Raw genomic sequence first — 22,669 nt, forward strand, 5'->3', positions numbered from 1 at the left:
GCAGCTGTCTGAGCGGAGTTCGAAGAACGCAGCGAGTTCTGCGGCACCACCCCAGTTCCGAGCATCGCAGGTTGCCCCCGTTCGCCCGACAGGGCGAACGGGGGACGCAGACTGGGGGCCGCCTTCTCTTTGGTGACGTTCTCTTGGCGGCCCAAGAGAAAGTTACTGCGCCGCCGGGCGCACATCCCGGCTCCCGCCCTCAAAAAAAGCACACAACCACCACAACAAACGATCCGTGAAATCCATCACAAACCCCGCCAAGCCCCCCAAAAAGGCGCCAACAACCAAGACAACAAATGCAACCCAGGCCGTGAACAAATTCACCACCCCGCCACCACATCACAGCAAGGGGCGATGACTTCCAAGGGACTGCATGGAATGATCGCGGCCAGGCTCTCGAAGCCCTCCACACCAACCCATCCAGACCCCATGAAACGCATCCTCATCCTCGGCGCCACCGGCTCCCTCGGCCGCCACGTGCTCGAACAGGCCGTCGCCGCCGGCCACCAGGTCTCCGTGCTGGTCCGCAACCCCGCCAAGCTGCCCGCAGAGACCCGATCGCTGGTCACCGTGCACCAGGCCGACCTCGGCCAGATCGCCACGGGAGACCTGGCAAGCATCGTGCGCGGCCACGACGCACTCATCAACTGCGCGGGCATGGTCACCGAGGGCCAGGTCTTCGTGGACCTGGTGGAGCGCATCGTCGAAGGCGTCGAGTCGCTGCCCGCCGTGGAGCGACCCGTCTGCTGGTTCCTGGGCGGCGCCGCGGCGCTGGACATCGGCCAGACCGGCCGCAAGGGCGTGGCCCTGCCCAAGGTGCGCGACACGTACTGGCCGCACGGCAAGAACTACGAGCGCATCTGCGCATCGCCGCTGGACTGGCGCATGCTGTGCCCCGGCCCCATGGTCGAGCAGGCCGCGCTCGGCCTGGCACGGATGCGGGTGTCCACGGAGCAACTGCCGGTGCGCATTGCGGGTTTTGCCAGCGCGCTGCCGGCCCCCCTGCTCCTGCTGGTGTTCGCATCCAAGGTGCCGGAGATGATCGTCCCGTATGCCGACGCCGCCACGCTGATGCTCGCCCACCTGGAACCTGCCGGCACCCTGTCGCGCCACCGCGTGGGGCTGGCGCTGCCCGTGGGCATGCGCGGCAAGAAGGACACCTGGGCAGCAAGGCCCGCCGCAGCCGCCTGAACGGAGCGAAGCAAAGCGAAGCGCCCATTCTTGGCTACCCGGCAGCCAAGGCGAGAAATGGTGCGCCTTGGGTGACCGGCCGTAGCGTGCCTGGGTTGAACCTTTGCTCCACCTGCTGGAGGAAATGCGAGAGCAGCACCCCATACAGCGCATCGCCCAGGGCCGCGTCTTCCACGCCGACGTCGAGGTTGGGATTGTCATTGATCTCGATGACATACACGCCGGACGCAGTGGACTTCAGGTCCACGCCGTAAAAGCTGTTGCCCACCAGCCGCGTGGAGCGCACTGCGGCATGCAGAACCTCGGGCGGCACCTCGTCGAGGGGCACGGCCTGCACCCGGCCTTCGGTGTATTTTCCGTTGTCGGCGTGCTGCAGTATCTGCCAGTGGCCATCGCACATGAAGTACTTTGCCGCAAAGACCGGCTGCCCCGCGAGCACGCCGATGCGCCAGTCGAAGTCCGTGTACATGAACTCCTGCAGCAGGATGATTTCGGACTCCCTGAGCATGTCTTTCGCAATCTCCTGCAGGTGCTCGAAGTTGTCGGCCTTCTTCACGCTGCGGCTGAATGCCCCATCGGGCACCTTCACGACCAGCGGGTAGGTCAGCCGGTGGTGCATGTCGCCGATGGTGCGCCGGCTGGCCATGTGGGTCATGGGCGTCGCGATGGCGTTCTCGCGCAGGATCTCGGCCAGGAACGCCTTGTTGGTGCAACGCAGGATGGAGACCGGGTCGTCGATGACAGGCATGCCCTCGGCCACGGCCTTCTTGGCGAACTGGAAGGTGTGGTGCGTGACCGCCGTGGTCTCGCGGATGAAGAGCGCGTCGAACTGGGTCAGGCGCGAGAAGTCCTTCTTCTCGATGAGCTCCACGGCGATGCCCATGTCCTGTCCCACGTCCACCAGCTTCCTGAGCGTCTTGAGGCTGGACGGCGGCAGCGGGTCGGCGGGGTCGTGCAAGACGGCCAGGTCCATCCTCGGCAAGGGCATGGCGATCATGGGGCGCCAGCTGCGGCGTGTGTACTGGCGCAGCGCCTGCACGAAGACCCCATCGCGCGCCGCATCCACATCGCGCAGGTCCAGCGCCTGCATGTCGCCAATCTGCCAGCTCAGGGACTGCTCCTGCCGCTCCAGCGTGATCTCCATCAACGGGCAGCGGAACAGCTCGAAACTCTTGCGCGCCAGTGCTGCCAGGGCCGGGTCCTCGATGACACCGAAGAACACGTGCAGCGTCAAGGTGTTCACCGACCTGGGTATTTCCCTGAGCGGGCCGATCAGCCGGTTGAGCTGGGCCAGAGCGGCCGGTGGCATGCGCTTGCGCTGCAGGCTCAGGATGGTGTCCACGCTCGGGGTCACGCGGTCGCCCCGGGCCTCCGCGAGCAGGGAGCAGTAGTACCCCATGCTCAGGTACCCGTAGGTCCGGCACAGGTTGGTGACCTTGCGCAGTTGCCCACGGGCGCCAGGCTCCTCTGCGACGAACTGGTCTGCGGTGATGACCTTGAGTTCCGGGTCATCCCATCGGAAGTCGGCCAGCTTCTCTACAACGATCACGTGTTCTGAGGACAATTTATTTCTTTCCGGAGAGGACGATCGCCGCGGTACGCCTTCGGCGCCCGTACCTGGCGATCTTCTTGAATTCACCCAGGCTGATGGACATGCCTCCATCGGGATCACTGGAGCGGGCCATGGGATCGAGGATGCGGAACACGGCTCCGTCGAAGCCGACGATCACCACCCAATGGGGTGTCTTCTCCCGGTGGAGCCGCCACAGGCTGATGAGCACGATGGGCAGTCGCCCAGCGCGCAGATGGTCGATCAGGCTCTCGGGGGACACGGGCCGGGCGTAGATGGGAACCCCGTGCTCCACCAGCTCGGACCGGAAGTCGTTCTCCACCAGCTGGATGACGTCCTTCTTGTGCGGGTCGCGCACGCTGTCCATGAACAGCGATGCGCCAGCGGCGGCATACACCGACACCTCGAAGCCGCGCCGAAGCGCAGAACGCGCAAGCCCGAATGGCCCACAGCCGCCATGGCCGGCAGCCATGAAGACCGTGGTGGCCTCTCTCCACAAGCGAATCTCTGCGGCCTGGTGCACGGGCGTGGAAGGGTCCATCGCCGACATGGCCATCAGCAGCGCGCAGGGTCCGCAGGTGAAATCGAGCGTCTGGGCGTAGTGGCGCACCCGGTGCGCAGCGCCACCCTGCGTCAGCGCTCCGTCGAACAGGTCCCGCTGAAAGCACAGGGCGTCCTCGCCATCCTCGTAGTAGGCCGCCTTGCGCCCCGATGGCGAGAACCCATGGCGCTCGAAGAGGCGGTGCGCAGCCGCATTGTCCAGACGGCTTTCCAGCCGCAGCACTGCGCACCCCGAGCGCCGGGCATCGCTCAGCGCTGCGCCCAGCAGCTTCGCTGCGATCCCCGCGCCGCGCGACGCAGGAGCCACCGCAATGGAGTACAGGCGCGCCACCGAAGAGCCTTTGCGGCGCAATACCACGCAGGCACCGTTCAGGCTGTCCGCAGACCTGCTGACCAGGACACGCGCAGAAGAACTGGTCAGCATCCGCTGCCAGCTCCTGCGGGAAATCCGGTCCCCCTCGAATGCCGAACGCTCCAGGCTGTCCAGCGTTGCCAAATCGTCCATGCTGGCCAGCCCGACCTCGCTGCCCCGGATGGCCGGTTTCATCGCAAGCCCCGGCAGGGTTTTCGCGCCCTGCGATCGGACCAGGTCAAGGCCAGCCATCCCGTTGCAATCGGGATCACCAGCACCAGCAGGGCAAGCAGCATGTGCAGCCAGTCATCCATGGCACAGCCTTTCAAACAAGCCGCCATGCGGGCAGGCCACGGCACCGGCCCCAATGGCCGGCTTCGCGCCGACACGAACGCGCTTCAATGGCATCGACGCACCTCGTGCCCGGCGGTCCTGGCAATCCGTCCGAACTGGGCCGTGGGCAATGCGGCCATCAGGCAACGCATCGCCTGCTCCACATCGTCCTGGTGCACATGCAGGCTGAGCGTCGCCACCTGGCGCAAGGTGTCCAGGGCCAGGCCGTACCCGCGCAATCGCGATCCCAGTGCGGCATGCAGCGTGGTCCGCAAGCCCTGCGCGTTGGCGCATGCGGTGACCAGGGGCAGCTCTACCAATGGATTGGGATCGAAGCCCCCTTCGGGAAAGGGGAGTGCCTGTATCCGGTGCAGGCGGGTGCTGTGGCATTTCTGCAGCATGTCTGTCGCCAGGAGCAGCCTCGCTGGGAGGGCTTGCCTGGCAGGTGTTGAACATGCATCCAGTCTAGGAAGTTCGGTGTAAAACCTTCGTAAAAACGGAGGGCCTTGCCGTCAAATCGCCATCAAATTTTTCGTTGCGCGGCACGCGAACATGCCTGCGGCCCGCAGATGCAGTGCTCACTCAGACGAACAGCCGGTATCCCACACCGGACTCGGTCAGCAGATGGCGCGGCTGGGCCGGATCCGCCTCCAGCTTTTGCCGCAGATGCCCCATGTAGATGCGCAGGTAGTGGCTCTGGTCCGAGCGCATCGGCCCCCACACTTCGCGCAGCAGTTGCTTCTGGGTGATGACGCGCCCCGCGTTGGTGACGAGCACCAGGAGCATGCGGTACTCGGTAGGCGTCAGATGGACCTCGACACCGGCCTTGCGCACCACGCGTGCCGTGCGGTCCACCTCGACATCCCCGAACTGGAATGCCGGCTCCACCCCGTCGACAGCCAGGCCATTGCCTGTGGCCGCACGTGGCCGGCGCAGGTTCGCACGCACCCGTGCCAGCAGTTCACCGGTACCGAAGGGCTTGGTAAGGTAGTCGTCTGCCCCCGCATCCAGCGCGTTGATCTTGTCGGCCTCGTCCGTGCGCGCCGAGAGGACGATGATCGGCACGGCCGACCAGCCGCGCACGTCGCGGATCAGATCGATGCCATCCCCATCGGGCAAGCCCAGGTCGAGCACCAGCAGGTCCGGCTGGCGGGTACCCGCCGCGGACAGGCCCTCGCGCAGGGTCGCCGCTTCGTTCACTTGCCAGCCCTCGGCCTCCAGGGCGCTGCGCACGAAACGCCGAATCTGGGGCTCATCTTCGACCACCAACACAGTACGTATTTGCATTGCATCAAGAGCCGGCAGGGCCCCGTTCCAGGTCTTCAAAATCGGGCTCGGGCGGGGGTTCGCGCCGTGCAAGGGTGACCGTGAACTGTGCGCCACCACCCGGTGCACTGGTGGCCGAGATGGTGCCGCCATGCGCATGCACCACCGCCTTGCAGATGGCCAGGCCCAGACCCACCCCCGGCGTCGCGGACTCGGCCTGTCCCCGGGTGAACTTTTCAAACAGTGTGTGCTCCTTGCCGCGCACGGAAAGAGGCAGGCCAGGCCCGTGGTCCGTCACCTCCAGCACCAGGCTGCTCTCGGTCGTGGACGCCTTCACGGCAATGGGGGGAGCCCCGTACTTGGCGGCATTTTCCAGGAGGTTGACGAGCACGCGCTCGATGAGCACGGCGTCGAACTCCACCAGGGGCAGGTCGGCAGGAATCTCCGTGCGCACGGCCACGTCCCCCAGTGCTGCCTTGGCGGCACGGATGGAAGCGCCGACGACTTCCTCAACCGATTGCCAGTCGCGGCGCAGGCTGACGCTCTGGCCCGACACGTCACTCTCCAGGCGTGCCATGTCCAGCAGGTTGCTGACCAGCGCATTGAGTTGGTGCGCCTGGTGCACGATGGCTTGCGCCACCGCATCGCGCTCCTGCGGTGGCGATGCCTTGAGCGTTTCAGCCAACGTGATGAGTGCCGTGAGCGGGGTGCGCACATCATGCGACACGGCGCCCAGCAGCGCATTGCGCAGCCGCTCGGATTCGACGTCCAGCACCGCCTTCTGCGCAATATCGACGTAGTGCACGCGTTCGAGCGCAATGGCGATCTGCCGGGCCTGCGTCTCGAGCTGCTGGGCCTGTTCGGGAATGAGCAGCCAGCGCGGATGCGCAGGCTCCAATGCCAGCACGCCGCGGACCCGCATGGGTGCTTTCAGCGGCACATAGCGCCAGGTCTGCGCCGCAAGCGTGCTGGTGGCGAGCCCGGCACTCTGGCCCTGGCGCAGCGTCCAGTCGGCCACGCTCTTGTCGAATCCGTCCGGGAGACCTTCGGGGTAGTGCAGGTTGTCCGACCCGTCCATGGCCACCACCACGGCCCGCCCGCCGAAATGCTCCTGGACCGCAGAAGCCCCGATCTCGATGACCTGGCTGGTTTCGAGGGCTGCGGACAGCTCGCGCGTGAGCTCGAACAAGGATTGGGCACGCCGCTCCCGGCTGTTCGATACCCCTGCCGCGAAGCGCAGGCCGGCGGTGAGCTGCCCCACCAGCAGACCGACCCCGAGCATGACGGCAAACGTGACGATGTACTGCACGTCGCTCACCGCAAACGACAGGCGCGGCGAGACGAAGAAGAAATCGAAGGCCAGCACGTTGAGCAGTGCCGCCATGGCTGCGGGCAGCCGGCCGAAGCGCATGGCCACACCGACGACCCCGACCAGGTACAGCATCACGATGTTGGTCAGCTCCAGCACGCCATGCAACAGCGCCGCCAGCAGGGAGACCGCAATGCTGGCGCCCAGCGCCCACAGAAATGCCTGCCAGCGCGGCTGCGCGGCGTCGTCCGTCTCCAGCGCATCCACACCAGATCGGTGGCTGCCCAGCGCCTGGGGCAGTCGCCTGGAACTGCCTGCATGCGCGGTTTCCACGATGTCCAGCGAGGGGGCCAGCGTTGCAAGCTCTCGTCCCACGTGCCTGGCCGGAAGCCATTTTTGCCACCGCTGCGGCGCTGCGGGCCGGCCCAGCACCACCGTTGCACAGTTCAGATGCAGCGCCTGGGCGGCCAGCACCGGCGCCACCTGGTCGCCCGTGAGGACCGCGGTCTCGGCGCCGAGCTCCTGCGCCAATTGCAGCACCGCCAGAATCCTGTCACGCCGCTTCGCCTCCAATCGCTGCAACCGGGGCGTCTCGACATAGGCGGCATGCCATTTCACATTGAGCTGGCCCGCCAGGCGCGCGGCCGTGCGCACCGTCTGCGCGGCGTCTTCGTGCGGTCCGACGCAGGCCAATATATTGCCCGAAGTGTTCCAGGCGCCTGCCACGCCGCCGCCGGCGCCCCCCGACTGCTCGATGCGCCAGCCCAGCACGTCGTCCTCCACATGCTCGGCCGTGCGGCGCAGCGCGATTTCCCGCAGCGCGATCAGGTTGCCCTTGCGAAAGAAGCTGCGCGCAGCACGGTCGGCCTGCTGGGGCACGTAGACCTTGCCCGCCCCCAGGCGGGCGATCAGCTCGTCCGGTGTGGCATCGACCAGCACCACCTCGTCCGCGTCGTCCAGCACCGTATCGGGCACCGTTTCATGCACCCGGATTCCGGTGATCGCACCCACAGTCCCATTGAGGCTTTCCAGGTGCTGGACATTGAGAGCGGTCCACACGTCGATGCCCGCGGCGACCAGTTCCTGGACATCCTGCCAGCGCTTGGCATGGCGGGAGCCTTGCACGTTGGAGTGAGCGAGCTCATCCACCAGGAGAATGGCCGGCTTGCGTGCAAGGGCCGCGTCCAGGTCAAATTCAGGAAGGAGCCGGCCACGGTACTCCACCTCCCTGAGAGGCAATGCCTGCAATCCGCCGAGCAAGGCTGCCGTCTCGGCCCGGCCGTGTGTTTCCACCACACCGATCAGGATGTCACGGCCGGCGCTGCGCTCGCGCTGGGCTGCGCTGAGCATGGCCCAGGTCTTTCCCACGCCGGCATTGGCACCAAAGTAGATGCGCAGCTTGCCGCGGCGGGTCTGATCCTCCTGCGCGCGCAGCTGCGCAATCAGCGCATCGGGGTCCGGGCGCTGCACCTCAGCCATGCGCGCTCCGCTTCACGGCAAAGCGTGCGGGTCCCGGCATGCAGAGGCAGCAGCACATGGCGCTATCGCACATTGTCCAAGGCGAGGTTCAGTGCCAGCACGTTCACCCGCGCCTCGCCGAGCAGGCCGAGAAGCGGGCGCTCCGTGTGCTGGTCGACCAGCGCGGTGACGTTGGCCACCGGCACATTGCGCACGCGTGCGACGCGTGCCGCCTGGTACTGCGCTGCCGCCGGGCTGATGTGGGGATCCAGGCCACTGGCGGAGGCCGTGACCAGGTCCACCGGCACCACCGCCGTGTTGCCAGGGTCGGCCGCGCGCAATGCCTCCACGCGTGCCTTGATCGCGTCGTTCAGCGCGGGGTTCAGCGGGCCCTGGTTGGACCCGCCCGAGGCGGTGGCGTTGTAGGGCATGGTTGCCGTGGCCGATGGCCGGCCCCAGAAATGGCCGGGATCGGAGAAGTTCTGGCCGATCAGCGACGAACCCACCGCCTGGCCGTTGCGTTGCACCAGGCTGCCCGCCGCCTCATGGGGGAACACCGCCTTGGCGGCACCCGTGACGGCCAGGGGATACAGCAACCCGGTGAGCACGCTCAGGGCGGCGAACACCACGATGGCGGGGCGAAGAATGTCTTTCATCACAAGCTCCTCAAATCAGGCCAACGGCCACGAGCATCAAGTCGATCAGCTTGATGCCGACGAAGGGTACCAGCAGGCCCCCCAATCCATAGATCGCCAGGTTGCGGCGCAGCAGCGCGGCAGCGCCTACCGGGCGATAGCGCACCCCCCGCAATGCCAGGGGGATCAGGAACACGATCACCAGCGCATTGAAGATCACCGCCGACAGGATGGCAGACGACGGGCTCGCCAGCTGCATCACGTTGAGGGCCGACAGCTGCGGGTAGGTCGACACGAAGATCGCGGGAATGATGGCGAAGTATTTCGCCACATCGTTCGCAATCGAGAAGGTCGTCAGGGATCCACGGGTCATCAACAGCGCCTTGCCGGTTTCGACGACCTCCAGCAGCTTGGTCGGGTTGGAGTCCAGGTCGACCATGTTGCCAGCTTCCTTGGCGGCCTGGGTTCCGCTGCCCATCGCCACCGCCACGTCGGCCTGGGCCAGCGCGGGTGCATCGTTGGTGCCATCGCCGGTCATAGCGACCAGGCGCCCCTCGGACTGGTACTTGCGGATGAGCGCGAGCTTGTCCTCCGGGGTGGCCTCGGCCAGGAAGTCATCGACGCCGGCTTCCGCGGCGATATAGGCGGCCGTGAGCTTGTTGTCGCCGGTGATCATCACCGTGCGGATGCCCATGCGGCGCAGTTCGATGAAGCGTTCCTTGATGCCCGCCTTGACGACGTCCTTGAGCTCGACCACGCCCAGCACCTGGTTGCCCTCGGTGACCACCAGGGGCGTGCTGCCGCGCTGGGCGACCTGGTCGGCGGCCGTGTTCACTTCACGCGGCATGGTGCCGCCCAGGCTTTCGACATGGCGAGCGATCGCCTGCACCGCGCCCTTGCGCAGCATCGTCGCAGCCCGGCCGGTGGCGCCATCGGCCGGCAAGTCCACGCCGCTCATGCGCGTTTGCGCGGTGAAGGGCACCAGCACCACGCCCTCCGGGTTCTTTTCGTCCACGCTGGCGCGGCGGGCGAGCTCGACGATGCTGCGCCCTTCGGGCGTTTCATCGGCCAGGGAGGCCAGCAGGGCGGCGCGTGCCAGGCGTGCCGGCGTCACACCCGGGGCAGGCAGGAAGGTGCTGGCCTGGCGGTTGCCGTGCGTGATGGTGCCGGTCTTGTCGAGCAGCAGCACGTCCACGTCGCCAGCCGCTTCCACAGCGCGGCCGGAAGTCGCGATCACGTTGGCCTGCATCATGCGGCTCATGCCGGCCACACCGACGGCAGACAGCAAACCGCCAATCGTGGTCGGGATCAGGCACACCAGCAGGGCCACCAGGGCGGTCAGCGAAACGACCGTTCCGGCCTGCGATGCCTGCACGCTGAACAGCGAGAACGGCAGCAGGGTGACAGTGACGACCAGGAACACGATCGTCAACGCCACCAGCAGGATGGTCAATGCCACCTCGTTGGGCGTCTTCTGGCGCTTGGCGGCTTCCACCATGCCGATCATCCGGTCCAGGAACGACTCGCCCGGATTCACCGAGATGCGCACCACCAGCCAGTCGGAAAGCACGCGGGTGCCCCCCGTGACCGCGGAGAAGTCGCCGCCCGACTCGCGCACCACCGGTGCCGATTCGCCGGTGATGGCGCTTTCGTCGACGGAGGCCACGCCTTCGATCACTTCGCCGTCCAAGGGAATGACGTCACCGGTCTCCACCAGCACCACGTCGCCGCGGCGCAGGTTGGTGGCCTGCTCGGGCAGGAAGGTGGAGCCATGGACCGGTTCCTTGAGCTTCTTGGCCCAGGTTTCCTTGCGCAGCCCGCGCAGCGATGCGGCTTGCGCCTTGCTGCGGCCTTCGGCCAGGGCTTCCGCGAAGTTCGCGAACAGCACGGTGAACCAGAGCCACACCGTGATCGCCAGCACGAACGCCGGGCGCATGCTCGCATCCTGCGGCGAGTTGAGCGCATGCACCCACAGCAGCGTCGTGAAGATGCTGCCGATGTAGACGATGAACATCACCGGGTTGCGCCACTGCACCATGGGGCTGAGCTTGGCCAGGGCACCCCACAGCGCTGTTTTCATCAGCGCGGGGTCCAGCAACGAAATGGAAGATTTTTTAGTAGTCATCAGCAAACCCTCACTTGGCCCAGAGCATCAAATGCTCGATCACCGGGCCCAGCGCCAGGGAAGGCACATAGTTGAGAAGACCCACGAGAAGCACCGTACCGATCAGCAGGACCACGAAAAGCGGGCCATGGGTGGGCATGGTTCCCGCCGTGGCGGGCAGGCGCTTCTTGGCCGCCAGCGAGCCGGCGATGGCCAGCACCGGCACGATCACGCCGAAGCGCCCGAACCACATCGCCAAGGCCAGCAGCACGTTGTAGAACGGCGTGTTGGCCGACAGGCCGGCGAAGGCGCTGCCGTTGTTGTTGGCAGCGGAAGTCAGCGCATAGAGGATTTCCGAGAAGCCATGGGCGCCTGGGTTGGCAATGCCCGCCCTGCCTGCGTCCGCACTCACTGCAATGGCCGTGCCCACCAGCACCAGGATGGGCGTCACCAGGATGGCGACCGAGGTGAGTTTCATCTCGCGCACCTCGATCTTCTTGCCCAGGTACTCCGGCGTGCGGCCAATCATGAGGCCGGCCATGAAGACCGCGAGGATGGCGAACACCAGCATGCCGTACAGGCCCGTGCCGACGCCGCCGAAGACCACCTCACCCAACTGCATCAGCACCAGGGGAACCATGCCGCCCAGGGGCGTGAACGAGTCGTGCATGGCATTCACGGCACCGCACGACGCCGCCGTGGTGACGGCCGCGAAGAGCGCGGACGCCGTGATGCCGAAGCGAACCTCCTTGCCCTCCATGTTGCCGCCCGATTGCAAGGCGCTGGCGGACTGGTCAACGCCCAGCGAAGTCCACTGCGGATTGCCCGCCTGCTCCGCCGGAATCACGGCGATGACCGCGACAACGAACAGGATCGTCATCGCCGCCAGGATGGCGATGCCCTGGCGCTGATCGCCAACGACGCGCCCAAACGCAAAGCACAGCGCAGCAGGGATCAGGAAGATCGCCAGCATCTGCAGGAAGTTGGCCAGCGCCGTCGGGTTCTCGTAGGGGTGGGCGGAGTTGGCGTTGAAGAAGCCGCCGCCATTCGTACCCAGCATCTTGATGGCCTCCTGCGAAGCCACGGGACCCATGGCGAGCGTTTGCGTCGTGGTGGTCTTGTCCTCCATCACCGAGGTGCCATCCGCGCCATTGACGGGCTGCCCGGCTTCGTCCAGCTTGGGAACCGAGTAGGCCGTTGGCTCCATCGTCGTGACGTCCTTGTAGGCGTCGAAGTTCTGGATGACGCCCTGCCCGACAAGGATGAACGCAATCACAAAGGAGATCGGCACCAGCACCCAGGCCGTGATGCGCGTCACGTCGGTCCAGAAGTTGCCGACAAAGCCCTGCCCGTCCGTGCGCCGCGCGGCAAAGCCACGTGCCAGTGCAAACGCCACGGCGATGCCGGTGGCAGCCGAGAAGAAGTTCTGCACCGACAGTCCGAGCATCTGCGTGAGATAGCTCATGGTGGCCTCGCCCGCGTAGCCCTGCCAGTTGGTATTGGCCACGAAGCTCACCGCGGTGTTGAACGAGGAATCGCCGGACACGGCCGCCATGCCCTGCGGGTTGAGCGGCAGCAGGTGTTGAAAGCGCTGCAGGCCATACACCACGAACGCGCCAATGGCGTTGAATGCAAGCAGTGCCAGCGCATAGGCGCGCCAGTGCATCGACTGGTCCGACGCTACACCGGCCAACTTGTACAGCGGCTTTTCGACAGCGTGCATCCAACTCGGGAGCCTGCCGTCGCACAACGCGGCAAGGAACTTGCCAAGAGGCCATGCCAAGAGGCCCAGCACAGCCAGAAAGAGCCCAAGGAGGCCCCATGCAAAGGCGTCCATGTCAGAACTCCTCTGCGCAGATCAGCGCGAACACGAGGTAGGCCAGCAAGGCGATGGCCACAAGTGCCCCAAAGCCATATAGAACTTCTACGCCGATCATGCCCGCTCCCCCTTGGCCGGGCCGAACTTGCCCAGCAGGATCACGGCTTCCGCCATGACTATCCACAATGCCGCTACTGCGGCGGACCCATACGACGTCCATCGACAACTCCTGCATCAAAACGTGTGTTTGATTCTCAAGATGTCGCCGTAAAAAGTGTGCACAGACTGCCCCGTGGAGCGTAAAAATGCCGTAAAAATCGGGCCGCCGGATGGGGCTCGCGCAGAGCCTTCAGGCTATCGGTTCACGCGCCCCAGGCAGGAGTACCACCTACAACCAACCCGCCTTGCGAAAGCGGTAGTAGAGGTAGCCACAGGTACCCGCGATGAGCGTGAGCGCAGCCGCATAGCCGTAGCGCCATTTGAGCTCTGGCATGTGCTCGAAATTCATGCCCCAGATGCCGGCGAATGCCGTGCACACGGCAAACAGGCTGGCCCATGCGGCCAGGCGTTTGACGACCTCGCCATCCTCGATGGTGACCATGGAGAGATTGACCTGGATGGCCGTCGCGATCGTGTCGCGGATGGCATCGATGGAGGCATTGATGCGATCGAGGTGATCGACCACGTCCCGAAAATACTCCTGCGAACCCAGGCAGATCTGCGGCACCCGCCCGCCATGGAGCTTCGCGGCACCTTCGAGCAGAGGCGCGATGGCGTGCTTGAGCACGGTGAGGCGCTGCTTGAGCCCATACAGCCGCTTGATGCTGGTGCGCGCGGCACCTTGGGTGAAGATCTGCTGCTCGATCGTTTCGAGCTCGACCTCGAACGCGTCGATGACGGGGAAGTAGCGGTCCACCACTGCGTCCATCAAGGCGTAGAGCACGAAGCCTGGTCCGTTGCGCAGCAGCGCGGGCTCGCGTTCGCAGCGTTCGCGCACCTCCAGGAAGCCGCGTTCGCTGTGGTTGCGCACCGACACCAGGTAGTTCTTGCCCACGAACACATTCAGCTCGCCCAGCCGGCAAACCGCATCCGCAGTTCCACTGGACTCGAGCAAATGAAGAACGACGAAGAGGGAGGCGCCGTACTCCTCCACCTTGGGCCGCTGGTGCCCATGGCGCGCATCCTCCACCGCCAGCGGATGCAAGCCGAACTCCCGCTGCAACTCATCGAGCTCTTCAGGGGTCGCGTCCTGAAGAGCCACCCACACGAAGCAACCGGGCAGTGAAATGTGCTCACGGATCTCGCTCACGGGGATGTCTGCCAGCTTGGTGCCATCCTCGTACACCACACAATTGATCAACACCTGGGCACCTCGCAGTTCCAATGCCTGGCATGGTGCCACCGGGATCGTGCCGTGCAATCAAAGGCTCATGTCGCTGTGTGGCCCGGGCAACATTTACGGAAACGAGCGCATTTTTTACGGACTTTATACGCCGTCTTTTTTACGCTTGCGCGCTCACCTCTTTCTGCGAATCGTTTCATGAAAATGCTGTCCCCCAAAGTGCTCTTCACGGCTGCAGTGGCCGCTCTCCCCCTTCTGGCCAGCGCCCAGCTGACGGGCAACGTCAGCCTGACCACCAACTACAAGTTCCGTGGCCAGGACCAGGATGTCTCCAAGGCCCGGGCCGTCAAGCCCGCGATCCAGGGTGGCTTCGACTACGCCTTCGGCGAATCCGGCTTCTATGTCGGCAACTGGAACTCCAGCGTCGACTGGCTGTCGGGCAATTCCATCGAGTCCGACATCTACGGCGGCTACAAGTTCAAGGCCGGCTCCGTCGACCTGGACGTGGGCCTCTTGACCTACATCTACCCCGGCAACAGCAACGGCAACACCACCGAAGTCTATGGCGCGGCCACCTTCGGTCCCGTGACGGCCAAGTACTCGCACACCCTGTCCAAGGACTACTTCGCCTACGCCGGTCCTGGCTTCAAGGGCCGCAACACCGGCTACCTGAACCTGGCGTTCGCGCAGGAAGTGGCACCCAAGATCACTGCCAAGGCCTCGGTGGGCTACACGCGCTTCGGTGGCGACATCGCTGCCCCCAACTACCTGGACTACAGCGTCGGCGGTGCCTACGACTTCGGTTCGGGCCTGTCGCTGGGCGCTGCCGTGGTGGGCGCCACCAAGAAGGACTACTTCGGTCCCGTGAACAAGTCGCGCGTGATCGTCACGCTGACCAAAACGCTGTGACCCTCCTGCCCACCGGCGCACGGTGCCACCGGCGCTTGCACGGCTGGCCAGGCGTGCGCCCATGCCCCTCGACCTGGCAGCGGTGGTGGCAGGCCTGCCCCGCCACCGGGAAAAGGAAGCATCAGCGTTCCGCGCCGGCACGCTGATGGGTAAGGTGGCAGCGGGCCTCTGTCAGCTGCCCGCCACCTTCATGCGGTTCACGAGGATGGAGCCCACGGACTTGGCACCGTAGTTGTAGGTGTCGGCACCGACTGCCTCGATGCCCTGCAGCATGTCCTTGAGGTTGCCGGCGATGGTGATCTCGTGCACCGGGTAGGCGATGCGGCCGTTCTCGACCCAGAAGCCGCTCGCGCCGCGCGAGTAGTCGCCGGTCACGTAGTTCACGCCCTGGCCCATGAGCTCGATCACGAACAGGCCCGTGCCCAGCTTTTGCAGCATGGCGTCGAGGTCGTCGCTGGCCTGGGTCAGGCGCGAGGTCATGGTCAGGTTGTGCGAGCCGCCGGCATTGCCGGTGGTCTTCATGCCCAGCTTGCGCGCCGAGTAGGTGGACAGGAAATAGCCCTCCACGCGCCCGCCCTTGACCACCTTGCGCGGTGCCACGCGCACGCCTTCATCGTCGAAGGGCGAACTGCCCTTACCGCGCAGGATGAAGGGGTCCTCTTCGATGTCGATGTGCTTGGGAAACACGCGCTTGCCCAGCGAGTCGAGCAAAAAGCTGCTCTTGCGGTAGAGCGCGCCGCCGCTCACGGCCTGCACGAAGCCGCCGAGCAGGCCCGCGGCCAGGGTGGATTCGAACAGCACCGGGCACTGCGTGGTGGGAATCTTGCGGCTGCCCAGGCGGGACAGGGCCCGCTGGGCGGCGTAGCGGCCCACGGCCTGTGGCGAGGCCAGCTCGGCCGCATCGCGCATGGAGCTGTACCAGGCGTCGCGCTGCATTTCGGCGTTGCGGCCGGGCAGCGAGGCGATGGGCGCCACCGAGAAGCTGTGGCGCGACGAGGCATAGCCACCGCGGAAACCGCGCGTGTGGGCACTGAAGAAATGGCTTTGCTGGGCCGATACGCCCGCACCTTCGCTGTTGGTGATGCGGCGGCTAGACTTCAGCGCGGCGGCCTCGCATTCCATGGCTATCTTCGCGGCCTGCTCGCTGTCGATGGACCAGGGGTGGAACAGGTCCAGGTCGCGGTACGTGTCCGTGGGCGCGATGTCGTCGGCATCGGGCAGGCCGGCCATCGGGTCTTCGGCCGTGAAGCGGGCAATGTCGTAGGCGGCCTGCGCCGTCTGCTCGATGGCCTTGCTGGAAAAATCGGAGGTGCTGGCATTGCCGCGGCGGTTGCCGATGTAGACGGTGATGCCGAGCGACTTGTCGCGGTTGCGCTCCACGGTCTCGAGCTCGCCCTTGCGCACGCTGACCGAGAGGCCGCAGCCTTCCGAGGCCTCGGCACCAGCGTCGGTGGCGCCCAGCTTTTTGGCATGCGCGAGGGCGCGGTCCACCAGTTCTTCGAAGAACGGACGGCTGTAGCTGAAGCCGTTGTCAGGGGTGGCGGAGGCGGCAGCCACCGGGGTGCCGGGGGCGCGCGGAGCGCGGATGGAGGGTTTATTCATAGCGGCAGCTATGATACTTGCCGCTGTGGCGCGCGCTGCGCCACCTCCCTTTTGCCCCCACCCATGTCACGCAAACCCAAAAAAGGCTACTTTGTGAAGGGCCATTTCGTTGCCGAAGGCAGCGAACTGGACCTTCAGCTCAAGGCCGAACTCAAAGGCACGCCCGATGCCAGCCGAACCGATCTCAAGCGCGAAAGCGATGCCCTGCAGGACCTGGGCAAGGAGCTTCTGACCCTGCGCACCGATCTGTTCGACAAGGTGGGCCTGCCCGACAAGCTGGTAGATGCGCTGGCCGAGGCCAAGCGCATCACCAACTTCGAAGGCAAGCGCCGCCAGATGCAGTACGTGGGCAAACTCATGCGCAAGCTCGAGCCCAGCGTGGTCGAGGCCGCCCGCCAGGCGCTCGAAGAGCAGCACAAGGGCTCGGCCGACGACAAGCTGGCCCTGCACCTGGCCGAGCACTGGCGCGACCGCCTGATTGCCGATGACGAGGCCCTGGCCCCCTGGATGGCCGAGCACCCCGATACCGACACCCAGCAGCTGCGCGCCCTGATCCGCCAGGCGCGCAAGGATGCACCACCGGCCGACAAGGCCGCCGTGTCGCAAGGCCTGGCGCCGCGCAAGGGCCGCGCCTACCGCGAGCTGTTCCAGCTGGTGCGCGAGCACCTGGGCGGCGCCCCCGCTGGCGATGAAGAAGAGGAAGAGGACGATGGCGATGACTGAAGCAGCCGCCGCGCACGACCCCGTGCGCATCGGCATCGTCTCCATCAGCGACCGCGCCAGCAGCGGCGTTTACGAGGACAAGGGCCTGCCCGCGCTGCAGGACTGGCTCACGCGCGCACTGTGCAACCCCGTCACCTTCGAGTCCCGGCTGATCCCTGACGAACAGGCGGACATCAGCGCCACGCTGATCGAGCTGGTGGACAGCGCGGGCTGCAGCCTGGTGCTCACCACCGGCGGCACCGGCCCGGCCCTGCGCGATGTGACGCCCGAGGCCACGCTGGCCGTGGCCCACAAGGAAATGCCGGGCTTTGGCGAGCAGATGCGCCAGATCAGCCTCCGATTCGTGCCCACGGCCATCCTCTCGCGCCAGGTGGCGGTGGTGCGCGGGCAGAGCCTGGTCATCAACCTGCCCGGCCAGCCCAAGGCGATTGCCGAGACGCTGGAAGGCCTGCGCGCTGCCGACGGCAGCCCCGTCGTGCCCGGCATCTTCGCCGCCGTGCCCTACTGCATCGACCTGATCGGCGGCCCCTACCTCGAAACCCGCGACGAGGTCTGCAAGGCCTTTCGGCCCAAGAGCGCAGTGCGCAGCCGCTGAGCCGCGTGGGCCTGGCGCGCAGCGCCGGGTTTGCATTTGGTAACCAGGGATGCGGTTCTTGACCGGCGCAGGTGCGCCCGGTCACAAGGAAGTGGCATGCACCCGTCCTAGACTGGCCGGCAGATCCACTTCACCCACTCACCGACCGCATGATGAAGAAAAGACTTCTTCTCCAGCTCGCCCTGGTGGCCCTGCTCACTGCCTGCGGCGGTGGCGGCGGCAGCAGCAGCGACGGCCCCACGCCACCACCCCCACGCCTGGTGGGCGAGATCTTCGGCACACCCGAGCAGGTGGCCACCTCGGACCTCATGACCAATGCCGGCTACGGCGGTTACGGCGGCGCACTGGAAACCTCGCGCGCGATCCAGAAGGCCGGCAAGACCAACATGCTGGACTTTTTGTTCCTGTTCACCATCTCCGACAAGGGGGCTGCCCGCCTGGTGGGCGACGCCCCCGCCGTGCTGGAGGCCTACATCGCCAGGAATGCCGACCTGCTGCAGCCCGGCGTCTATGTGTACCTGCTCGACGAGATGTACCTCAAGGCCTCGCTGGTGGCGGACGACCCGGTGGAGTACCTGGCGCAGCTCGACGATCTGCGGCGCGCCGCCGCGCTGGTGCGCCAGCGCCTGCCGCAGGTGAAGATCGGCCTGTCGTTCAGCCCGCATGCCACCTTCGGCCATCCCCAGGTGATGCCCTTCATCGCGCGGGCGATCGCGCTGGTGGACTGGGTGGGCACCACCACCTACTGGCTCGGCGACAAGGCCACCACCGGCGCGCTGCACGACTGGTCGCGCACCCTGCCGGCCCTCGCGCGGGCCGCACAGCCCAAGGTGGAGACCTGGTACATCGCCCAGGCCTTTCGCGAGCCCGCCTGGGACAAACAGGCCTTTCGCGAGTTCATGCAGACGGAACTGCAGATCTCCGACAGCTACGACGCCATCATCTTCTTTGGCTGGCAGGAGACTTCGGAGCTGTCCAGGCAGACCGCCGGGCGCTATTTCGAGGCCGAGACGCGGGCGGTCTACCGCCGCTTCCTCAAGCAGTAGGCCCGGGGCCAGGCTTACTTGCCCACCAGTTCGTTGAGCTTGCCGGCCTCGAACTGCTCGGTGGTCGCTGCGTCGCAGGGCACGCAGTCCTTGGTGGCCGGTGCCGCCGTCGAGAGCTTCTCGATGGCCTGCCACAGCAGCATGATCTGGTGCTCTTGCGAGGAGGCGTTGTCGATCAGGCCCCGCATGGCCTGCGACAGCGGGTCGTCCTCCTGCGTGATGCCATAGGCCGTGAACTTGCGCGACTGCGGCTCGGTCACATCGGCGCTCTGGCCGGCCTTGGACGGAATGATGCGCGCCGGGATGCCCACGGCCGTGGCCCCGGCCGGCACGGGCTTGATGACCACGGCATTGCTGCCGATCTTGGCGCCATCGCCGACCTCGAAGCCGCCCAGCACCTTGGCGCCGGCACTCACCACCACGTCCTTGCCCAGCGTCGGGTGGCGCTTGGCGCCCTTGTAGAGCGAGGTGCCGCCCAGGGTCACGCCCTGGTAGATGGTGCAGCCGTCGCCGATCTCGGCCGTCTCGCCGACCACCACGCCCATGGCGTGGTCGAAGAACACGCGCTCGCCGATCTTCGCGCCCGGGTGGATCTCGATGCCCGTGAGCCAGCGCGCGATGTGCGAGATGAAGCGCCCCAGCCACTTGAAGCCGTGTCCCCAGCACCAGTGCGCCGGACGGTGCAGCCAGATGGCGTGCAGGCCGGGGTAGCAGGTGATCACCTCCCAGGTGCTGCGCGCAGCGGGGTCGCGGTCGAGGATGCACTGGATGTCGGAACGCAGGCGTGCAAACATGGCTATGGTTGTTTTTGGAATATGGAAATGCAGTCTAGCGCTTTGCCTGCGCCGTCTCGATCATGGCTTTTGCGACACCACGCAGGATGTGGATTTCCTCGGCCCCCAGTTGCGCGCGGTTGAAAAGCTGGTTCAAACGCGGCATGAGCTTCTTGGGCGCCTCCGGGTCGAGGAAGCCGATGTCCACCAGCGCCCGCTCCCAGTGCGCCAGCATGCCGGCCACCTGGGCGGCATCGGCCACCTCGCGTTCCGGGGCGGGCGCGGACTCCGCCTGCGCACCGAAGCCGCCCAGCGCCATGCGCCAGTCGTAGGCAACGACCTGGATGGCCGCGCCCAGGTTCAGCGAGCCGAAACCGGGGTTCGTGGGGATCGAGAGCGCCACATGGCAGCGGTAGACGTCTTCGTTGGCCATGCCGAAGCGCTCGGAGCCAAACAGGAAGGCCACGCCCGACTCCAGCGGAGCATCCACCGCTCTGGGGGCGGTCAGTTGCGCAAAGTGCTCACGCGGCGAGCGGGTCGGCGGACCGAAGTCCCTGGGCGTCATGGCCGTGGCGCACAGGTGGCTCATGCCGTCGAGCGCCTCGTCCAGCGTGGCGACGATGCGCGCCTTGTCCAGCACGTCCAGGGCGCCGCTGGCGCGCTGGATGGTCTCCTCGCGGCGCAGCACGTTGGCCCAGCGCGGCTCGACCAGCACGAGGTCGTCGAAGCCCATGGTCTTCAGGGCGCGCGCGGCGGCGCCCACATTGCCGGCATGGCTGGTGTTGATCAGGACAAAACGGGTCTTCATGGGGTAACAGGGCGCCGGATAAGCCCCAAACCGGGACAAAAAACGGCAAAGCAGGTAAAATTAGCGCCCTATTGTCGCCGCCCGCATCGCCGGGCGGTGGTCCACGCTCCTCTTTCGCAAGGCGCCCCCTGCCGGCGCACTGCTTGAAACCACAATTTATGTCGTCCAACCTGCACCCCATGCTCAACGTGGCCATCAAGGCCGCACGCGCCGCCGGCGCCATCATCAACCGCGCGGCCCTCGACGTGGAGGCCGTGCGCATCTCGCAAAAGCAGGTGAACGACTTTGTGACCGAGGTGGACCACGCGGCCGAGAAGATCATCATCGAAACCCTGCTGACGGCCTACCCCGGCCACGGCATCCTGGCCGAGGAGTCGGGTTCGGAATACGGCGCCAAGGATTCGGAATTCGTCTGGATCATCGACCCGCTGGACGGCACCACCAACTTCATCCACGGCTTTCCCGTGTACTGCGTGAGCATCGCCTTGTCCGTCAAGGGCAAGATCGAGCAGGCGGTCATCTACGACCCCTCGCGCAACGACCTGTTCACCGCCACCAAGGGCCGTGGCGCCTACATGAACGAGCGCCGCATCCGCGTGAGCAAGCGCACCCAGCTCAAGGACTGCCTGATCTCCACGGGCTTCCCCTTCCGCCCGGGCGACAACTTCAAGGCCTACATGAACATGATGGCCGACGTGATGCAGCGCACGGCCGGCCTGCGCCGCCCCGGCTCTGCCGCGCTCGACCTGGCCTACGTGGCTGCGGGCTTCACCGACGGCTTCTTCGAGACCGGCCTGTCCATCTGGGACATTGCCGCCGGCTCGCTCCTGGTGACCGAGGCCGGTGGCCTGGTGGGCAATTTCACGGGCGAGGCCGAGTTCCTGGAGCAGCGCGAGTGCCTGGCCGGCACGCCCCGCATCTATGGCCAGTTGGTGCCCATCCTGGGCAAGTACAGCAAGTTCGCGAGCGCTGGCGACAAGGCGGCCGTGCGCCAGGCAACCACCGACAGTGGCGATTCCGACGCCGCCCCGGTTGCCGAGGCGGCGGCTGAAGGCCAGGACGGCCAGGACCAGAGCGCCCCGCTCTGATGGATCCACAGGGCGGCTGTGCGCCGCCCTGCCCTCACCCCGGATCTGGGTACTTATGGGCGATGACGCGGAAGTCTTCGGCGATGTCCACGAAGGCATCGACCATGTCCGGGTCGAAGTGCGAGCCCCGGCCGCGCACGATGGTGCTGCAGGCCTGGTCGTGCGAGAAGGCGGGCTTGTACACGCGCTTGCTGATCAGCGCGTCGTACACGTCGGCCACGGCCATGAGCCGGGCCGACACGGGAATGGCGTCGCCCGCGAGGCCCTCCGGGTAGCCCGAGCCGTCCCACTTTTCCTGGTGGCTGTAGGCGATCTCCTTGGAGACGCTCAGGAACGCCACGCGCATGCCCAGGCGCTTTTCGGCATCCTCGATGGCGGCGCGACCCAGCGTGGTGTGGGTCTTCATGACCTCGAACTCTTCCACCGTGAGCTTGCCGGGCTTGAGCAGGATGCTGTCCGGAATGCCGATCTTGCCGATGTCGTGCAGCGGCGCCGACTTGTACAGCAGGTCGATCATGCGGTCGTTGAGCACATGCTCGAAGCGCGGGTGGTGGCGCAGGCGCTCGGCCAGCGTCTTCACGTACAGCTGGGTGCGCCGGATGTGGTTGCCGGTCTCGTTGTCGCGGGTTTCGGCCAGCGAGGTCATGGCCATGATGGTCACGTCCTGGATGGCCTGCACCTCCAGCGTGCGCAGGGCCACCTCGCGCTCCAGGTAGGCGCTCTTGTCGCGCAGGAAGTCGGCCGTGGCCTTGAGCGCCAGGTGGGTGTTCACGCGCGCCAGCAGGATGGGCGGGCTGATCGGCTTGGTGATGTAGTCCACAGCGCCCAGCGCCAGGCCCATGCGCTCGTCATCGGGGTCAGAGCGGGCCGTGAGGAAGATCACCGGGATGTCGCGCGTGGAGGGCGATGCCTTCAGGCGCCGGCAGACCTCGTAGCCATCCACCTCGGGCATCATGATGTCCAGCAGGATGAGGTCGGGCTGCGTGCCCGACTGAGCGATCTTGAGCGCCTTCTCCCCGTGGTTGGCAACCTTGACCAGGTAGTGCTCACGCAGCAGGCTGCCCATCAGCGTGAGGTTGTCGGGCGTATCGTCCACCACCAGTACCGTGGCAATCGGCTTGTCCACAAGGGTCGGCTGCTGAGAAGCGAAGGGCGCGTTGTCCATGGGCTTTCCTGCGAAGGGGG

The 22,669-nt window shown here is 66.2% G+C and carries 20 protein-coding genes; 6 read left to right on the plus strand and 14 right to left on the minus strand.

Going from position 1 to position 22,669, the window contains the following annotated elements:
• Positions 1-429 precede the first annotated feature (429 nt).
• The gene (locus tag AC07PF_RS22810) at positions 430-1,191 is read left to right on the plus strand and encodes an NAD(P)-dependent oxidoreductase (protein ID WP_494613379.1); all 762 of its coding nucleotides are present in this window, start codon (positions 430-432) and stop codon (positions 1,189-1,191) included.
• Between the two features lie 34 nt (positions 1,192-1,225).
• Here AC07PF_RS22810 and AC07PF_RS22815 read toward each other — a convergent pair whose 3' ends face one another.
• From AC07PF_RS22815 to AC07PF_RS22860, 10 genes are all read right to left on the minus strand, one after another.
• Positions 1,226-2,755: a RimK family ATP-grasp domain-containing protein gene (locus AC07PF_RS22815; protein ID WP_494613380.1), complete on the minus strand. Its 1,530-nt coding sequence runs from the start codon at positions 2,753-2,755 to the stop codon at positions 1,226-1,228.
• Between the two features lies 1 nt (position 2,756).
• Positions 2,757-3,926, minus strand: coding sequence for a GNAT family N-acetyltransferase/peptidase C39 family protein (locus AC07PF_RS22820; protein WP_494613381.1), 1,170 nt, complete (start codon positions 3,924-3,926; stop codon positions 2,757-2,759).
• A 146-nt stretch (positions 3,927-4,072) separates the two neighbouring features.
• A complete protein-coding gene (locus AC07PF_RS22825; RefSeq protein WP_494613382.1) occupies positions 4,073-4,408 on the minus strand; it encodes a hypothetical protein in 336 nt (111 codons plus the stop codon).
• A 181-nt stretch (positions 4,409-4,589) separates the two neighbouring features.
• Positions 4,590-5,294, minus strand: coding sequence for a two-component system response regulator KdpE (kdpE, locus tag AC07PF_RS22830; protein WP_494613383.1), 705 nt, complete (start codon positions 5,292-5,294; stop codon positions 4,590-4,592).
• 4 nt (positions 5,295-5,298) lie between these two features.
• Positions 5,299-8,061, minus strand: coding sequence for a DUF4118 domain-containing protein (locus AC07PF_RS22835; protein WP_494613384.1), 2,763 nt, complete (start codon positions 8,059-8,061; stop codon positions 5,299-5,301).
• 62 nt (positions 8,062-8,123) lie between these two features.
• A complete protein-coding gene (gene kdpC, locus AC07PF_RS22840; RefSeq protein ID WP_494613385.1) occupies positions 8,124-8,696 on the minus strand; it encodes a potassium-transporting ATPase subunit KdpC in 573 nt (190 codons plus the stop codon).
• Positions 8,697-8,706: 10 nt separating this feature from the next.
• Positions 8,707-10,800: a potassium-transporting ATPase subunit KdpB gene (gene kdpB, locus AC07PF_RS22845; RefSeq protein WP_494613386.1), complete on the minus strand. Its 2,094-nt coding sequence runs from the start codon at positions 10,798-10,800 to the stop codon at positions 8,707-8,709.
• 10 nt (positions 10,801-10,810) lie between these two features.
• Complete coding sequence (kdpA, locus tag AC07PF_RS22850; RefSeq protein WP_494613387.1) at positions 10,811-12,616, minus strand: potassium-transporting ATPase subunit KdpA; 1,806 nt, start codon at positions 12,614-12,616, stop codon at positions 10,811-10,813.
• A 1-nt stretch (position 12,617) separates the two neighbouring features.
• The gene (gene kdpF, locus AC07PF_RS22855; RefSeq protein ID WP_007858021.1) at positions 12,618-12,716 is read right to left on the minus strand and encodes a K(+)-transporting ATPase subunit F; all 99 of its coding nucleotides are present in this window, start codon (positions 12,714-12,716) and stop codon (positions 12,618-12,620) included.
• 270 nt (positions 12,717-12,986) lie between these two features.
• Positions 12,987-13,961: a magnesium and cobalt transport protein CorA gene (locus tag AC07PF_RS22860; protein ID WP_494613388.1), complete on the minus strand. Its 975-nt coding sequence runs from the start codon at positions 13,959-13,961 to the stop codon at positions 12,987-12,989.
• Positions 13,962-14,138: 177 nt separating this feature from the next.
• Here AC07PF_RS22860 and AC07PF_RS22865 point away from each other — a divergent pair, with 177 nt between their 5' ends.
• Complete coding sequence (locus AC07PF_RS22865) at positions 14,139-14,849, plus strand: TorF family putative porin (protein WP_494613389.1); 711 nt, start codon at positions 14,139-14,141, stop codon at positions 14,847-14,849.
• A 171-nt stretch (positions 14,850-15,020) separates the two neighbouring features.
• On the opposite strand, the gene pmbA is transcribed toward AC07PF_RS22865, so the two are convergent.
• Complete coding sequence (gene pmbA, locus AC07PF_RS22870) at positions 15,021-16,451, minus strand: metalloprotease PmbA (RefSeq protein ID WP_494613390.1); 1,431 nt, start codon at positions 16,449-16,451, stop codon at positions 15,021-15,023.
• Positions 16,452-16,514: 63 nt separating this feature from the next.
• Here pmbA and yjgA point away from each other — a divergent pair, with 63 nt between their 5' ends.
• From yjgA to AC07PF_RS22885, 3 genes are all read left to right on the plus strand, one after another.
• On the plus strand, positions 16,515-17,174 hold the full coding sequence (gene yjgA, locus AC07PF_RS22875) for a ribosome biogenesis factor YjgA (RefSeq protein WP_007856433.1): 660 nt from the start codon (positions 16,515-16,517) through the stop codon (positions 17,172-17,174).
• Positions 17,161-17,769, plus strand: a complete 609-nt coding sequence (gene mog, locus AC07PF_RS22880) for a molybdopterin adenylyltransferase (protein ID WP_494613391.1) — start codon at positions 17,161-17,163, stop codon at positions 17,767-17,769. Before yjgA ends, mog begins: the two co-directional genes overlap by 14 nt.
• Before the next feature lie 149 nt (positions 17,770-17,918).
• Positions 17,919-18,815: a hypothetical protein gene (locus tag AC07PF_RS22885; RefSeq protein ID WP_494613392.1), complete on the plus strand. Its 897-nt coding sequence runs from the start codon at positions 17,919-17,921 to the stop codon at positions 18,813-18,815.
• A gap of 14 nt (positions 18,816-18,829) precedes the next feature.
• On the opposite strand, the gene cysE is transcribed toward AC07PF_RS22885, so the two are convergent.
• Both cysE and AC07PF_RS22895 read right to left on the minus strand, forming a co-directional pair.
• Positions 18,830-19,609, minus strand: coding sequence for a serine O-acetyltransferase (cysE, locus tag AC07PF_RS22890; protein WP_007856437.1), 780 nt, complete (start codon positions 19,607-19,609; stop codon positions 18,830-18,832).
• Positions 19,610-19,643: 34 nt separating this feature from the next.
• Positions 19,644-20,396 (minus strand): RNA methyltransferase, encoded by a 753-nt coding sequence (locus AC07PF_RS22895; protein ID WP_494604816.1) that lies wholly within the window; start codon positions 20,394-20,396, stop codon positions 19,644-19,646.
• Between the two features lie 158 nt (positions 20,397-20,554).
• Between AC07PF_RS22895 and AC07PF_RS22900 the strand changes: the two genes are divergently transcribed.
• Positions 20,555-21,484 (plus strand): inositol monophosphatase family protein, encoded by a 930-nt coding sequence (locus AC07PF_RS22900; protein ID WP_494613519.1) that lies wholly within the window; start codon positions 20,555-20,557, stop codon positions 21,482-21,484.
• A gap of 34 nt (positions 21,485-21,518) precedes the next feature.
• On the opposite strand, the gene AC07PF_RS22905 is transcribed toward AC07PF_RS22900, so the two are convergent.
• The gene (locus AC07PF_RS22905; RefSeq protein ID WP_494613393.1) at positions 21,519-22,649 is read right to left on the minus strand and encodes a response regulator; all 1,131 of its coding nucleotides are present in this window, start codon (positions 22,647-22,649) and stop codon (positions 21,519-21,521) included.
• Positions 22,650-22,669 lie beyond the last annotated feature (20 nt).

The organism is Acidovorax sp. GW821-FHT10A04 (assembly GCF_059415825.1).